Annotated in this window: 16 protein-coding genes and 1 pseudogene; 5 read left to right on the plus strand and 12 right to left on the minus strand. The window is 31.8% G+C overall.

What is annotated here, in order from left to right:
- Window positions 1–196: 196 nt before the first annotated feature.
- On the minus strand, window positions 197–766 hold the full coding sequence (locus tag D9R05_RS07220) for a CDP-alcohol phosphatidyltransferase family protein (protein ID WP_121666554.1): 570 nt from the start codon (window positions 764–766) through the stop codon (window positions 197–199).
- Window positions 767–988: 222 nt separating this feature from the next.
- On the opposite strand from D9R05_RS07220, the gene D9R05_RS07225 reads away from it, so the two are divergent.
- The 4 genes from D9R05_RS07225 to D9R05_RS07240 all read left to right on the plus strand — a co-directional run bounded on the left by D9R05_RS07225 (window position 989) and on the right by D9R05_RS07240 (window position 3547).
- Window positions 989–1312: a four-helix bundle copper-binding protein gene (locus D9R05_RS07225; RefSeq protein ID WP_121666555.1), complete on the plus strand. Its 324-nt coding sequence runs from the start codon at window positions 989–991 to the stop codon at window positions 1310–1312.
- 82 nt (window positions 1313–1394) lie between these two features.
- On the plus strand, window positions 1395–1535 hold the full coding sequence (locus D9R05_RS15480) for a hypothetical protein (RefSeq protein ID WP_162984919.1): 141 nt from the start codon (window positions 1395–1397) through the stop codon (window positions 1533–1535).
- Window positions 1536–1564: 29 nt separating this feature from the next.
- Window positions 1565–2017 carry a ferritin-like domain-containing protein gene (locus tag D9R05_RS07230; protein WP_121666556.1) on the plus strand — a complete coding sequence of 151 codons (453 nt, stop codon included), beginning with the start codon at window positions 1565–1567 and terminating at the stop codon, window positions 2015–2017.
- 897 nt (window positions 2018–2914) lie between these two features.
- Window positions 2915–3547, plus strand: coding sequence for a DUF6266 family protein (locus D9R05_RS07240; protein ID WP_121666558.1), 633 nt, complete (start codon window positions 2915–2917; stop codon window positions 3545–3547).
- Between the two features lie 112 nt (window positions 3548–3659).
- On the opposite strand, the gene D9R05_RS07245 is transcribed toward D9R05_RS07240, so the two are convergent.
- The 10 genes from D9R05_RS07245 to D9R05_RS07300 all read right to left on the minus strand — a co-directional run bounded on the left by D9R05_RS07245 (window position 3660) and on the right by D9R05_RS07300 (window position 9994).
- Window positions 3660–4928, minus strand: coding sequence for a chloride channel protein (locus tag D9R05_RS07245; RefSeq protein ID WP_121666559.1), 1269 nt, complete (start codon window positions 4926–4928; stop codon window positions 3660–3662).
- A gap of 96 nt (window positions 4929–5024) precedes the next feature.
- On the minus strand, window positions 5025–5774 hold the full coding sequence (locus tag D9R05_RS07250) for a DJ-1/PfpI family protein (RefSeq protein ID WP_121666560.1): 750 nt from the start codon (window positions 5772–5774) through the stop codon (window positions 5025–5027).
- A 223-nt stretch (window positions 5775–5997) separates the two neighbouring features.
- Entirely contained in the window at window positions 5998–6558 is a 561-nt protein-coding gene (locus D9R05_RS07260) for an AAA family ATPase (protein WP_121666561.1), read from the minus strand.
- Entirely contained in the window at window positions 6542–6859 is a 318-nt protein-coding gene (locus tag D9R05_RS07265; protein ID WP_121666562.1) for an antibiotic biosynthesis monooxygenase family protein, read from the minus strand. Before D9R05_RS07265 ends, D9R05_RS07260 begins: the two co-directional genes overlap by 17 nt.
- A 612-nt stretch (window positions 6860–7471) precedes the next feature.
- Window positions 7472–8050, minus strand: a complete 579-nt coding sequence (locus tag D9R05_RS07275) for a YdeI/OmpD-associated family protein (protein ID WP_121666564.1) — start codon at window positions 8048–8050, stop codon at window positions 7472–7474.
- Window positions 8051–8067: 17 nt separating this feature from the next.
- Entirely contained in the window at window positions 8068–8421 is a 354-nt protein-coding gene (locus D9R05_RS07280; RefSeq protein ID WP_121666565.1) for a DUF4180 domain-containing protein, read from the minus strand.
- A gap of 11 nt (window positions 8422–8432) precedes the next feature.
- Window positions 8433–8846 carry a nuclear transport factor 2 family protein gene (locus tag D9R05_RS07285; protein WP_121666566.1) on the minus strand — a complete coding sequence of 138 codons (414 nt, stop codon included), beginning with the start codon at window positions 8844–8846 and terminating at the stop codon, window positions 8433–8435.
- A 25-nt stretch (window positions 8847–8871) separates the two neighbouring features.
- A complete protein-coding gene (locus tag D9R05_RS07290) occupies window positions 8872–9228 on the minus strand; it encodes an iron chaperone (RefSeq protein WP_121666567.1) in 357 nt (118 codons plus the stop codon).
- Entirely contained in the window at window positions 9229–9600 is a 372-nt protein-coding gene (locus D9R05_RS07295; RefSeq protein WP_121666568.1) for a DoxX family protein, read from the minus strand.
- A gap of 1 nt (window position 9601) precedes the next feature.
- A complete protein-coding gene (locus D9R05_RS07300; RefSeq protein WP_240462990.1) occupies window positions 9602–9994 on the minus strand; it encodes a dihydrofolate reductase family protein in 393 nt (130 codons plus the stop codon).
- Between the two features lie 139 nt (window positions 9995–10133).
- Here D9R05_RS07300 and D9R05_RS07305 point away from each other — a divergent pair.
- A pseudogene (locus D9R05_RS07305) lies at window positions 10134–11312 on the plus strand (IS3 family transposase).
- Between the two features lie 63 nt (window positions 11313–11375).
- Here the strand turns inward: D9R05_RS07305 and D9R05_RS07310 are convergent.
- On the minus strand, window positions 11376–13478 hold the full coding sequence (locus D9R05_RS07310; protein ID WP_121666569.1) for a CCDC34 family protein: 2103 nt from the start codon (window positions 13476–13478) through the stop codon (window positions 11376–11378).
- Between the last annotated feature and the right edge of the window lie 63 nt (window positions 13479–13541).

A 13541-nucleotide genomic window follows, 5' to 3' on the forward strand; every position in this document is an offset into this window, starting at 1 on the left:
CTTTAAAATTAATAGGTTAGTAAAAAAAATACAGCCTAAATAAAGTTAACAATCCTTAAAAAAAGTATAAAGTTAGAGTATTACTATAAGGTAGAGCAATCCTATTGTTTTCTATCTATTTTTTATAAAATTACACATATAATATTTTGATAATCATATCTTTATATAATTTTATAAAATCAATCCTAGAAGATTATTACTTTTTTTCTTTTAATATCCAATACAAGCCCTTAATATCTGTTTGAGGTTTATTCAATTTCTTTATTAAAATAATCTCTTCTAGTGTTTCCAGTACACTTATAATTAAGGTTATATAAAGCAACCATTGTAGTGGTTTAAAGAATATAATAACCGTAAAAAAAACACCTTGAATACCTGCTGCTAATTTGGCAGCATAAGTATGAAAACTACTGGAATTTCCATATTTCAAATAAGCAAAAGCTAATTGAAAAAAATAAAGAAAAACTACGGGTATAATACTGTATAGATGTTCTTTAATAAAGCTAGTTTCGAAATGCACAATTCCAAGAATAACAATTAAAGAAAGTATTGCGTCTCCTGCCGAATCCAACGAAGCACCCCGTGTTGTTACCTGATTATAATGTCGAGCAATATAACCATCTAAAAAATCACTTAAAAAGCCAGTAATCATCAAAATACCAAATATTATTTTTTCACCTTTAAATAATACTATTAATGCTAGTAGAATAGCTATTAAAATTCTTAATAAAGAAAGGTAATCTGGTATAGTAGGTTTATAGCGCATCCTTAGATTTAAATTTATTTTTTCAATTTAACATATTATAATCATTGTTATAAAATGAAACATGTGTTTCATACAAAAACATTATTTAAAAATATTTCTTAAATATTTAACATAAAAAGTATTTTTAATACAATGCAAATAATTATTAACACTCTTCCTTCTATTTTTTTATCTGAATTGCTATTATCTTTCTAAAAAAGTAATTTAGAATTAAAAATTCTTATGAAAAATTCAAGTTTATTAAACAGTCTTTCCAATTGTATTAATCATTGTAATTTTTGTGCTTCTAAATGTTTAGAAGAAGATGACGTAAAAAAAATGATCTCTTGTATACAGTTAGATCGGGCTTGTGCTTCTGTATGTACTACCACCGCTACCCTAATGGCAGCCGAGACTTCCATCAATTTAGTGCCAATCCTAAGCTATTGTCAACAACTTTGTGAAGAATGTGCAGAAGAATGTAAAAAGCATTCTACAACGCATTGTCAACAATGTGCTACAGCCTGCAAAGAGTGTGCTGCAAAGTGTAAAGAATACCTTTCTTAAAGCTTTAGCCTCTTTTTGAAGGCTATATAAATTTCTAAAGGGATTAAACTATTACAAATCAATTACCTTAAATATATTAGTTATGAATAAGAAAAAAGAAGAACATTCAAAAAAGTCAGAAAAGCATACGCCGTATAGCAGTAAGATTGTACATAGTGAAGAGGACAATTCTACGAAAGATGGATTGAAGATTAAAGATTCAACCCAAAAGAAAGGCAAATAATTTTTATAAACAACTTAAACTTTATTGTTATGAACCAAAACGAAACTGCAAAAAAAATTAATGATTTAATTGAAAAAAACAATGATGCTGTAAAAGGTTTTAAAGAAGCGGCTGACAATGCTGAATCACAAGAATTAAAATCATTTTTAATAAATCAATCAAGAGAACGAGCATCGTTTGCTCAAGACCTCTCGGAAAAGCTGAACGTGAATTATCCGGATGAAAAAATTGATACCGATGGAAGCACTACCGGAAAAATCCATAGAGGATGGATCAGTTTTAAATCTGCTTTATCGGTAGATGATGATGAGGCTATTTTAGAAGAATGCATTCGCGGAGATAAAGCAGCTAAAAAAGAATATGAAGAAGCCTTGTCTAATTTTTCTGATTTTCCTCAAAGTATAGCAAATTTGATCTCTACCCAAAAAAATAAAATAGAAAGAACTCTTAATGAGGTAAAAACCTTGGAAGATTTGCATTAATATACTGCTTCACCTTAGTTATAAAAACTCAAGTTTAAATTAAGCTTGAGTTTTTTATAGTATTAGATTTAGCATGTTTGTAAACACATATTTTTTTGGAGATAGTCTTCGAAGGTTGTACTCAATAAAATTGGTTTTTGTTTCTTTCCTTTAGGTATTGCTTTTCCGCTTGCAACCAAATCAGTCATTTTTATAAAGTCTTAGTTGTGTGATCTGATTATCGTTTCACGACATTTTTCTTTTAGGAATCCTTTGACTGATAACTTCTTTGTTAAAATACATTACTCATTATATTTCTTATATCTTCTCGGGAGTACTTTTTTGGCTCCACAGGCTCTATTAATTCTGAAATGTATAGGACTATCTGATCAAAAATTTTATCTTCCTCAAATTTCTGCCATAAAACGCCACAATCCTTAGAAGACTGGAAGACTGATTGTTTTGATGCATAGCCTTTTCTTTTAATATATACCAACTAGAGTAAAAAGCTTCTATTTTCTATTCTATAGTTTTCAATCTTACAATTACATAAAAAAAGGAAACTGTAAACGCATTTAATCTTTGAAATTATAATTAAACAAAACCAGAAAATGGTCATAAAAAAGCTAAGTTAATGACATCTTACCCCTCTATCAAGTGTATAAGTCGTGTATGGCTCCCCCAATACTAACACAAGGCTTAACCAATGCTAGCTCGAAGCTTAGCCGTATAAAGTCCCTATATACGGCTTAACCACGGTTCTGTCTCGAAGGAGTAATGATTTAGCTATACTTGAGCTATGGTTTATCCATACTTTTTCTATGGAAAAACCTGCTTACATGCCATGCGCATTCTAATATTTTTGAAGAAGATTTTTATGAAGCCAACAAACATTAACCATAAAACACTTCATAGCATATGGCACGACTACTCAACAATCCCTTTGGGAATATTAGCGGAAAAGCGGCAAGTATTGTTTTTAAACGAAACAAAAATGGCACATACATTAGCACGCTTCCTACGCCCACCTTAAAGCCCCCAAGTACAGCGCAAAGCTTACAGCAATCTAAGATGACCATAGTGATGCGTTTTTTACAAGCATTGAAGTTTTTATTCAAATCAAGTTACTTCCCTTTACATCCTAAAAAGTCAGCGTTTAATCACGCGAAATCTTATTATTTAAAAGAAGCCTTAACTCATACTCCCGATGGCTATGAAATTAATTACGCAAAAGCTATAGTCAGTTATGGAACTATACGGGTACCGGAGCAAGTGCACGCGCAGCGACCGGCAGCGGATCATTTAGAACTCCAATGGCTGGCACAAACCAGACAAGCTTTTGCATCTGCAAAAGATCAAGTGCTACTGGTTCTGTATCAGGAAAAAACGCAAGAAGTCTATTTTCAAACCCAAGCGGGATTTCGTGAAGATGCCTATATAAATTTTAGCATCCCCAAAAAATGGCAAGTCTTTACTTTTCATCTTTGGATGGCGTATATACAACCGGAAGCCAAACAAGCTTCGGTTAGTGTATATTTGGGGGAGTTTTAATGGAAATCACAAAAAAAGTATATACCAGTAATGCTTGAAAATAAAGAATTTTGAAGCACAAAATATGATACATGCTAATAGCATTTATATATATTCTTTGTTTGCTGTATTTTTATTCTTTTTTCATTTGTGAACCAATAAAAGGTATTCTCGGAGCTAAAAAATAACCTGTTAAACTTGCGAATAAGATAGGGATAAAGTGTCCGAACCCTGTCAAGGTAGCAAGTAAAATGGTAGTACTCATTGGTGTTCGAGTTACACACGCATTAATTGCTGCCATACAACTAACTATTGCTAAGGTCAAATTTACTGTCGGGAAAAGTTGATGGATAATCAATCCTAATGTTGCTCCTACAAAAAACAGCGGAATGATAAACCCACCCCTCCAACCTGAGGTAACGGTTATTGAAATTGCTATTATCTTGAAAACCAAAATTGCAAACAATAAAGTCAATGAAAAATTTCCTGATAGTAGTTCGTTTATCTCGTGATGTCCAAAGTATCTTGTTATTGGTAAATAAAATGCTATAATTCCAAGAAGAATCCCTCCTATGAGCGTTTTAATATAAATAGGTATTGGTCTTTTCTGGAAAATTGATTTGAAAAATTTGGTACAAAAAATAAATGCCCAACCAAAAGCAGCTCCAATTATTGCAAAGAGAACTGCATAACCAAAATCAAAGATTCCTGAATATTCATAAGCTGACAAATCCCAAATAGGACCAAGACCCAAATGAATTATTAAGGCGAAAACCAAGTAACTAAAGCAACTTGCTACAAATGCAGGGATAATTGCTTTATAATACTCGACTGCGTGTTTGTGATGAAGTATTTCTAAAGAAAATAAACTACCCCCTAACGGTGCTCCGAATAAGGCTGTAAAACCTGAAGCCATTCCTGCGATACTTACTGAGCGTAATTCTTCTCCTTTTAATCGGAATAATTTTCCTATCCAGGTTGCCGTAGAACCGGTTACTTGTACTAATGGCGCTTCAGGCCCGAGACTTCCACCTGAGGCAACACATAACAAAGAAGAGAGAACCATTGACGGATTGTTTTTGGGGTCAAGTTTTCCTTTATTAAATCGGATATTGTTTACAATTAAATGTATTTCTCCCGGATCTCCGATGAAATGAATTATTAAACCTGCTAAAAATCCGCAAATTGCCATTGCAGGTATTACTTGCCACCCGCTAAAAAAGCTTAATTGATGAGTTAGAAATTCAAGTCCAATCCAATAAACTCCCGCAATAATTCCGCCTATCAAACCTAGTAAAGCCCATAATAAAAAAGTTCGACTGAAAACGAATGGGTTAAATCGGACAGGTTGGTCTAAAATATTTAAATAGCTTATTAATTTTCTTCTTCGTTTTAATTTCACTGTTTCGTTTCTTTTTTAGTTCGTGTAAAACGGTATAATGCATGAATTTTAGTAAGTTTCACTCACAAAGCTTTCGATTTTATACTGATTTATGAATCATTCTTTCCAATTTTGAAGTCGATCTAGATATAGATAACTTTCCACAAACTCTTTATGTTCAGTACTTGTCATTTTTTCTAATAAATTCAATGCCGAAATATAACTTGCAAGATTTCCATTTGATGAACTAAATTTTCCGTCTTCAACAAACGTTATCAAGCTGTCATTCTGTACTTTTAAATTCGGGTAATCTTTTTGTAGTTGTTTACCACCACCAATCCAAGTAACTATTTTATGTCCATCTGCAATGCCTGATTTTCCAATTAATTGAGCTCCGGCACAATTACTCACAACATACTCAACTTCTTTATTTTTCTCTTTTATAAAATTAACTATTTTTTTGTTATGAATTTGAGCGTACATATCATAAGCACTTGGCACAAACAAAGCTGTTAAGTTAGGACAATTGTCAAAAGTATAATCGGGCACAAAGTGCATACCTTCTTCTGTTGTGATTGGTTTATTAGTTTCAGCTATGGTTATCACATTGAAAAGCTGTTTTCCATCTTCGGTAGGTTTTGCAAAAACATCGGAAGTTGCAATTACTTCACTTTGCAAAACTCCGTTGTACATCAAAAGGCCAATTGTTGGCAATTCAGAATTAAATGGTTTTAGGTGTTTTGTTAACGTATCTGATGACACTATATTTTTATTATTTTCTTTTTTGACAGTATCGTGTATGGTTTTGGTTTTTGAGTTGCAACTGTATAGAAATATGGCAGTACAAAGGATTAAAAAATTTTTCATTTTTTTATTTATTTAAAGATTTATGTGTATTGATTGCTATCCTATTCCAAGCATTTATTGTGGTAATGTTCATTATAATTTGAGCAATATAGCTGGAAGAAGTCTTTGTTTGTGTATCAATGTTATTTTTTCGTGTCATATTCGCAAATTGAGTTATCTAAACTTACTGCCTTAATTGTTTGGGATATCTACATATCTTCTATACAGTGTATACATTTGTATGTTAATTTTCGATGATTTCCAATACAAAATCCGCTCTTTCGCTTACAGATATTTTAGGTATTTCAACAATATTATATCCATATTTTTTGTAGGTTCCACACATTTTCTCAAATGTTAAAACGGCTTCTTTCCAATCTTGTTTACGTTCGTTATCTATTTGATAAATTTCTTGCCAAGGAGGAAGCATAAATATATTCTTATTGTACCTCCAATTCTCGGCAAAATGTTCCATTTCCTCGTCTATTTCTGATTGAATCAGTTTAGCATAACAAATTGTGTCTAAAAACCCACGATCAAAAAAAATAGGCTTTTCTCCATTTAATTTTTTTTCTGTCTGTTCAAAACTATGTAAAGAACGCTTAAACATTATTTCTTTATATAATTCTTTGTTTTTCCATGGTAATGCCTCTCCATTGCTTTCCTGTTGTTCTTTTATTAATTCACGTGCAATTTCAGGAATAATTACATGATTTCTACTTTTTAATTCTTCAAATAAAGTCGTTTTCCCTACTCCAGGCCCTCCTGTTATTACATAGAAATTATTATTATTTTTTAAATTCATAATCCCTTTCCACTTTTGCTATTCTTGTTTTATAGTGTTTATACCATTCAGTTCTTCCTTTATTTTGAGCAATTAAGTGATCGGATTGTTGTTTCCATTTTTTTATCGACTCAAGATCTTTCCAATATGACACGGTTATTCCAAGCTCATTTCTTGCACTTTCTACACCTATAAATCCTTCTTGCTTACTAGCTAGTTGTACCATTAAATCAGCCATTTCAGCATACCCCTCAATTTCTTCTGTTCTTAATGAACTAAAGATTACAGCATAATAAGGAGGTTCAGGAGTGTTTGCTATCATAAATTTCAAATTAATTATTATCTTAAATGATCGTATATAAATACATTAAAAATTTTTTTTCTTTTAGCGCCCTAGTTCTCTAGGAATAAATTAGCATAAAACTGATTTCTAAGGCTGGTTTTCCACTAGCAAATACCTTTAAAAACCTTTCGAATTGTATTTCTTCATAATTACTAATTAAAATTAAAAATAATTTCTATGTAATAACAGTATGATTTTCTCTTCCCTTAATTCTAGGAGGTGTAAATTTTACTCTACAAGGATGACATATTCTATTCGTTAAACTTCATCTATTTTTATAAAATCATTTTTTTAAAATTTACAGGCTATATTATATACTTAGAGACCTTTTAGGAATTTAATAATTTATAAGGCTTATTTTAATGTTATTTAATCTTCCATAGTTTAGAACTCCTGGTATGTCGATGCCATTATTAGCCTCAATCCTTAATACGTTATCGCAATCCTCAAAATCAAAATTGATATGATAATCGGGATATAATTGGTTAAGATCAAAAACTATTTGGTCGGCTAAATTTTGATTCTCTATATCAGTTTTAAATATCTCTACGGTATGTACATTAAATATATTAGACATAAACTTATTCGAGCTTATTTTTCGTTATATCCTTTACCTTTAAAAATATTTGGTATAGACTTTTCAATTCTTGATATTCGTGTCTTAGATTGTTTTGCTTGTGAAAAGTAAAGCAAATACCCTCTTTGCCTACCGGGTGTAAGCTTATTAAATGCTGTTTTTAATTCAGGATTGTTATCTAATGCTTCTTTAAGTTCTTGTGGAATTTTATAGGCTGAAGTCTTTTTCTTTTTAACTTTCAACCCTCTTTTTTCAACTTCAACCGCCTCAAAAATATAAGCTTTAATAGCCGATTTTAAATCAATGATTTCCTTTAGGTTGATAAAACGGATTTGACGAGCAGCCTGTACATTCTCGGTTTGTTGAATTAAAATTTGATGAGTATCATTCAACAATACTCCTTTATGGAAAAGCAAAGCACAATAGTCTTTAAAACCATGTATAAGCACTATGTTTTTACCTTGATAGGTATAACAAGGGTGCATCCATTTAAAATCTTCTTCTAAACCACATTCAAGACAAATTTCTCGCAATAGAATGGTTTCTTCTTTCCAGTTCTTTATCTTTTCGATGTATTGGTCAACTTTTTCCATTTAAGAATGTTTTAATTTTACAATGGGTTTAATGCTTCATTTAGTGAGCTTTTAAAATTAACTTGTGTACCCTTATTACTTTCAAAAATAAAGTCTTTTAGACTTGTACTTGAATAGCTTGAAAAATCTCCTACGATAATTAAAGGCATTTTATATTGAGTGAATTTTTGAAGTATCTCTCCCGCTAATTTGGTTTTTAAATCAAAGAAGTAGGGTGTGATATTTTGCTCGTGAACAATCATTTTCTCATATCCTTGATAATATAAGTTTCCCAGTAAATTAAGCGCATCATCTACAGTATGAATGATGATTTCATCCGAAATGACTTCAGCAGTATTTAATCCATTGATATTATGTTCTTCTATTTTCATCTTATTATCAATTATTGTTGGCTAAGCGCTTTTGAAACGGCATAACTATCTTCAAGCAAACGATATTTTGTGATTAGGTTATTTTCAATAATCATTTCAACACAAAATAAAGAGCTTACAATCTTGCCTGTTAGCAACATTTTAGTTGAAAATTCACCTGTAATTACTGCATTTTCATTATCAATAAGTATATTACTTATTTGTGCTGAAATAGGTTCTGTACTGCTCCACAGTAAATCGTAAAATTGCTCAACCTCTTTTCTATTACTTCTTTTTCCAAGCCATGGTGCTTTAGTTTCGTCACCTGGTATAAACCAATTTATATCATTAGCAAAAAGGTTAGTAATTTGGTTTAAATTTCTTTCTGTCAAGAATTTTAAAAAATTCTCAACAATTGTCTGGGTTTGAGATGTGATATTCGTCATACTTTTTAATTTATACCAATGTAAATTAAACTTCGTTTAGCTTTGCTTGTTGCTTAATCAGTTGCTTAAATTCTTCTGTAGGAATATCTTGGTCAAATTTTATCTGAATGGTCTTTTTACCTGTTTTATATCCCTTTTCTTCCAATATTTTACGCATTTCTTCAGTTAAAGAATCGATACCAAAGCTCACGTGTTTTTTAGCTAAAGAAAAACCAGCAAGAATTCCGTTGTATTTATAAATGGGCACATTCCAACTTATTCCACTTTCTGCATTTGGTGCTGTGGTTTCAATGAGCTTTTTGAGTTTGATCATAACTTCTTGCGCTTCTTCTGGTGAATTATCGATAAACTCATCAACTGTTTTTGGTTTTAACTCTTTCATTTATATTAATTTTCTATTAGCAGGTCTGAAATACCAAGAAATAAATGTTAGTACTAGAAGTAAACTTGGTCCGAACAGTGTTACTATTTCATCTCTAATTGCCAAATGCGAAACGATTGCACCTGACATTACAAAAAAGAAACCTGCGTACGCCCATTCTTTTAATAAAGGAAATTTAGGAATGAGTATTGCTATCACCCCTAGAATTTTCCATACTCCGAGAATACTCAACACATAAGAAGGATAACCTAATAGTTCCATGATTTTAAGATTTTCTTCTATTTGTATCAATTGTACAATACCTGTAGATAACATTCCTAGAGAAAGCCAAACTGTGGCTATCCAATAAATTATTTTGTCTCTTTTTTTCATATTATTCTTTTCGTTTGTAATGTAGTTGAGCTAAACCTGTTTCAAATGTTTTTACTTTCACAAATTCAAGCAGTTGCTCAGGTCTTTTATCTTTAAATAACCTTATTCCACTTCCTAATAATACAGGAACGATCGAAATGATAAACTCATCAATCAAGTCGTTTTTTAATAGTTCATTAATTACTTCAGCTCCACCATCACAATAGATGTTTTTTCCGTTTTCAGATTTTAATTGACTCACTAAATCGGTCAATTTACCTGTGTAAAAAGTAGTTCTACCTACACTTGGTCTTTGGGTTCTTGTAATTACATAAATATCTCTTTGTCCATTATCATAATGAGATGAACCAACTTCTTTAAGTACATAATCATAGGTTTTTCTGCCAATAATCAACGTGTCTATATTATCTGTAAATTCTGCATAACCATAGTCTTCACCCTCCTTTTCTACACGTTTTAAAAAGCTGGACTTCCTATATTAGACTAGACATAAAGATGAGAGAAAATGTTAGTTAGTTTTTATCTTAGCCATTATGAGAAAAAAATCTAAACATTACACCTTAGAATTTAAACAAAAAGCAGTCGAATTAAATTATGCCAAAGGCAATGTAAAACAAGTATGCGATGATCTAGATATATTTCCATCCGTACTTTACCGTTGGCGTAAGGAGTTAAAAGATTATGGTAAGAACAGTTTTCTAGGTCGTGGTAATCCTAAAATGACCGATGAAGAAAAAGAGATAGCTCGATTAAAAAAAGCTTTAAAAAATGCCGAAATGGAACGTGACATCTTAAAAAAGGCCATCAGCATCTTCTCCGCGAGCAACAAGAAAAATACAGGTTTATAAAGCAGCACCTTATGAGATTTCCTGTCGAGATGATTTGTCAAATATTAAAGGTAAGCAAAAGCGGTTATTACCATTGGTTACAATCAGGACCAAGTAAATTATGGTTAGAAAATCAAAAAGTGACAACGCTTATTAAATCTATATTTAAAGGTAGCTTTGAAAGCTATGGCTCACCTAGAATAAAAACAGAGTTGGAGTCATTAGGCTATAAAATATCAAAGCCCAGAGTGGCGCATTATGAATGCTAATTATTTGTTTGCAAAACGAAAACGTAAGTTTAAAGCAACCACAGATAGTAAGCATAATTACCCAATAGCACCTAATTTATTAAACCAAAACTTTGACGTAAGCCGGCAGAATCAAGTGTGGGTAAGTGATATTACCTATATCAAAACTAAACAAGGTTGGTTATATCTTACTGTAATTATTGATTTGTTTAACCGCAAAGTTATTGGATGGGCTTTAAGCAATAATCTAAGTACAGAAGACACTATTATTAAGGCTTGGCATATGGCAGTAAAGAAAACAACTTTAACCCAGCCTTTAATTTTTCATTCCGACCGAGGTGTACAATATGCCAGCCATAAGTTTACCTCTTTAATTAAAAGTTATAATGGCTTAGTAAACCAATCTATGAGTCGTAAAGGAAATTGCTGGGATAATGCTGTTGCAGAATCGTTCTTTAAATCATTAAAGGTAGAATGGGTTTATAGGCACAATTATAAGTTGAGATCTGAAGCGGAGTTATCCATCTTTGGATGGATAGAAACTTGGTGCAATAATAGAAGAAGACATTCCTTTTTAGGAAATAGAACTATAAGAGAATTTGAAATAGATATGTATAACCTTAAACTAGCGGCATAGTCATTCAACTATTTGTCCAGTTTTTTGTTGCAAGTCCAGATTTCGAAAGAGGCGGCTTATTGTCTAATTATTTAAAGTAAAGCTTGTGTTTCCTATCATACCAAGTGAGTCTAGCTCTATATAGTGTTTCTCTTCTTCTCGCGTAGTAAATTCTATTCGCTTTAACATTCCATTTGGGTGAGTTTCAATAACGGTCATGGTTTTAAGAGGTTCATTTATAACCAACTTATTTTCATTATAGATTGTAATATTTCCAACATCACCTTTTATATAACTAAAAATTATATTGCTTTTATCGGATATATAATATTGATTGTTTAGTATAATTTCAGGGTACTCATCGTAATATTCTTTTAAAGTAATACCTTCTCCCAATTTAGTCCTTACCTCATAATTATTAGGGTTTGGTATAGCATACATTATTTTTTTTAATTGTCTATTTTCGAAGTATTTTTGACTATAGTGGGTACCATCCTTAAAGTAAAAATCTATGATACCATCTTTAGTATTAAGTAAGGTGCCATTATTATCGGTAATAGGAGTACCTTGTTTGTCGTAGAAGTATACATTAAATAATTCCAACGTTGTTTTGCCATTATCTATTACCTGCTTTATATATTCCAGTTTTTTCCAAAATTGTGGGTCGTCACCAAACAGTTTTCTAAAAGATTTTTTAATTTGTTCTATGTCTTTACTATAGTCGGATTTTTTTTTGGAAGCTTTATAATATGCTGAATAAATTGCCAAACAATAATCTTCTTGAGTTTGATAAATATTTAGAAGCCGATTGTAAAGAATTTCTGAATAAGCATCACCCAAAATATTTTTCTTTTTTTCTGATGAAAAATCATTGAAAGCCATATCTGTGCTCATATATGAAACATATGGATTTATAGCTTTTTTTAAATTGTTTTTAAATTTTTCTAAATCTTTCTTTGAAGTTGAGGCTACAATTGCAGTCCTTGAATTGTATTTATTATAAGAATCAGACTCATAAGTAAGACCCAATTTCTTGCTTGCAGATAAACAAGCTTTATCCACCATCTTTATATAGCCATGAATAATCTGTGCTTTAATATCGGAGAGATAGAGTTTATTTTCATACTGCCCTGTCTTCCGACTCCTAATACTTGTTCTATAGGATACTTCCATTTTGAATACAATTTGGTTTGCATCTATGGTTATATTGTCAAGCATTTCATCATAAAAAATTACATTACTACTTGAATTGATAGCATCAAGTAATATTTTATCAACAGCCTTAAGCTTTTCACCAAGTCTATTAAAACTTTCTTCACGTTCTCTTCGGCCTCTTTCTTGTTGACGCTCAATTTCCTGCCATTTTCTTTCTTGTGTGTTTCGAATGTTTTGATATTGACTTTCAAAGGCACCACTGATATAATTGCTGGCTTGTTGTTTATTGGCCATCGTTTGTTCATATTGTCGCTGGTTTACTGCTACTCTTCGTTGTACTTCGGCTTCTCTTGATTTTCGTTGCGCTTCTCTTTCTCTTTCAGCTTGCTGGGCCTCACGTTGCCGTTTTTGGTATATGGATTCTTGTGATTGGTTATTTTCAGTATAACCATCACTCTGCCCGCTTGAGGTATGCGCTGTTTTATCTGATACGATACTTAGTGTGTGGGTTTTGGATTGTTCTTTTTCGTGTAATCGGTTAATTTCTGCTCGTTTATGAGCCACATCCTGTTCTGTAGCATTAACATTGTTGTTCATTCCAAAACGTTGATTCATTTCTTTTAGAAGCCCAATGACTTGTTCATTGTACCCTATGTATTCTTCCAAAAAGGCAATTTTAGCTTGCTTCTTTGTATCAAAATTGGAGTCGTCGTCAGTCAAACTTATTTGATACGCGTTTCGTTTGGCCTTATTAGCTTTGTCTATTAACGCATCTCTTTGCGCGTACATATTATCAATTTCTGCTTGCATTTTTCCTTTGCTAGTTTCCGTGGCTGAACTCTGCTTGCATTTGCATTTGGCATAGGCACTACCAGTTTCCTGAGCAACGTCGCACCAGCTTTTTCCATCTGGCAAGACAATACTTCCGTTTAGGTCAGAATCCAAGAGGTGCTCACACGGATCGCCTTGTGCAACCACTGAAGTGCCAAGAAATAATATCAGGACTATCGAGTAAATATTCTTATGGTTCATAATTTATGGTTTTTATTTCGAGCAATGCTTAGTTCGATTTCATACTATTTAAGTATATGATAA

Origin of the sequence: Mesonia aquimarina (assembly GCF_003667275.1) — a bacterium.
Classification (GTDB): domain Bacteria; phylum Bacteroidota; class Bacteroidia; order Flavobacteriales; family Flavobacteriaceae; genus Mesonia; species Mesonia aquimarina.

Coding starts and splice junctions, on each gene's coding strand:
- D9R05_RS07220 (WP_121666554.1), bottom strand. CDS start 766: ATGCGCTATAAACCTACTATACCAGATTACCTTTCTTTATTAAGAATT.
- D9R05_RS07250 (WP_121666560.1), bottom strand. CDS start 5,774: ATGAAAAATTTTTTAATCCTTTGTACTGCCATATTTCTATACAGTTGC.
- D9R05_RS07265 (WP_121666562.1), bottom strand. CDS start 6,859: ATGATAGCAAACACTCCTGAACCTCCTTATTATGCTGTAATCTTTAGT.
- D9R05_RS07230 (WP_121666556.1), top strand. CDS start 1,565: ATGAACCAAAACGAAACTGCAAAAAAAATTAATGATTTAATTGAAAAA.
- D9R05_RS07290 (WP_121666567.1), bottom strand. CDS start 9,228: ATGAAAGAGTTAAAACCAAAAACAGTTGATGAGTTTATCGATAATTCA.
- D9R05_RS07285 (WP_121666566.1), bottom strand. CDS start 8,846: ATGACGAATATCACATCTCAAACCCAGACAATTGTTGAGAATTTTTTA.
- D9R05_RS07275 (WP_121666564.1), bottom strand. CDS start 8,050: ATGGAAAAAGTTGACCAATACATCGAAAAGATAAAGAACTGGAAAGAA.
- D9R05_RS07310 (WP_121666569.1), bottom strand. CDS start 13,478: ATGAACCATAAGAATATTTACTCGATAGTCCTGATATTATTTCTTGGC.
- D9R05_RS07295 (WP_121666568.1), bottom strand. CDS start 9,600: ATGAAAAAAAGAGACAAAATAATTTATTGGATAGCCACAGTTTGGCTT.
- D9R05_RS15480 (WP_162984919.1), top strand. CDS start 1,395: ATGAATAAGAAAAAAGAAGAACATTCAAAAAAGTCAGAAAAGCATACG.
- D9R05_RS07260 (WP_121666561.1), bottom strand. CDS start 6,558: ATGAATTTAAAAAATAATAATAATTTCTATGTAATAACAGGAGGGCCT.
- D9R05_RS07280 (WP_121666565.1), bottom strand. CDS start 8,421: ATGAAAATAGAAGAACATAATATCAATGGATTAAATACTGCTGAAGTC.
- D9R05_RS07240 (WP_121666558.1), top strand. CDS start 2,915: ATGGCACGACTACTCAACAATCCCTTTGGGAATATTAGCGGAAAAGCG.
- D9R05_RS07225 (WP_121666555.1), top strand. CDS start 989: ATGAAAAATTCAAGTTTATTAAACAGTCTTTCCAATTGTATTAATCAT.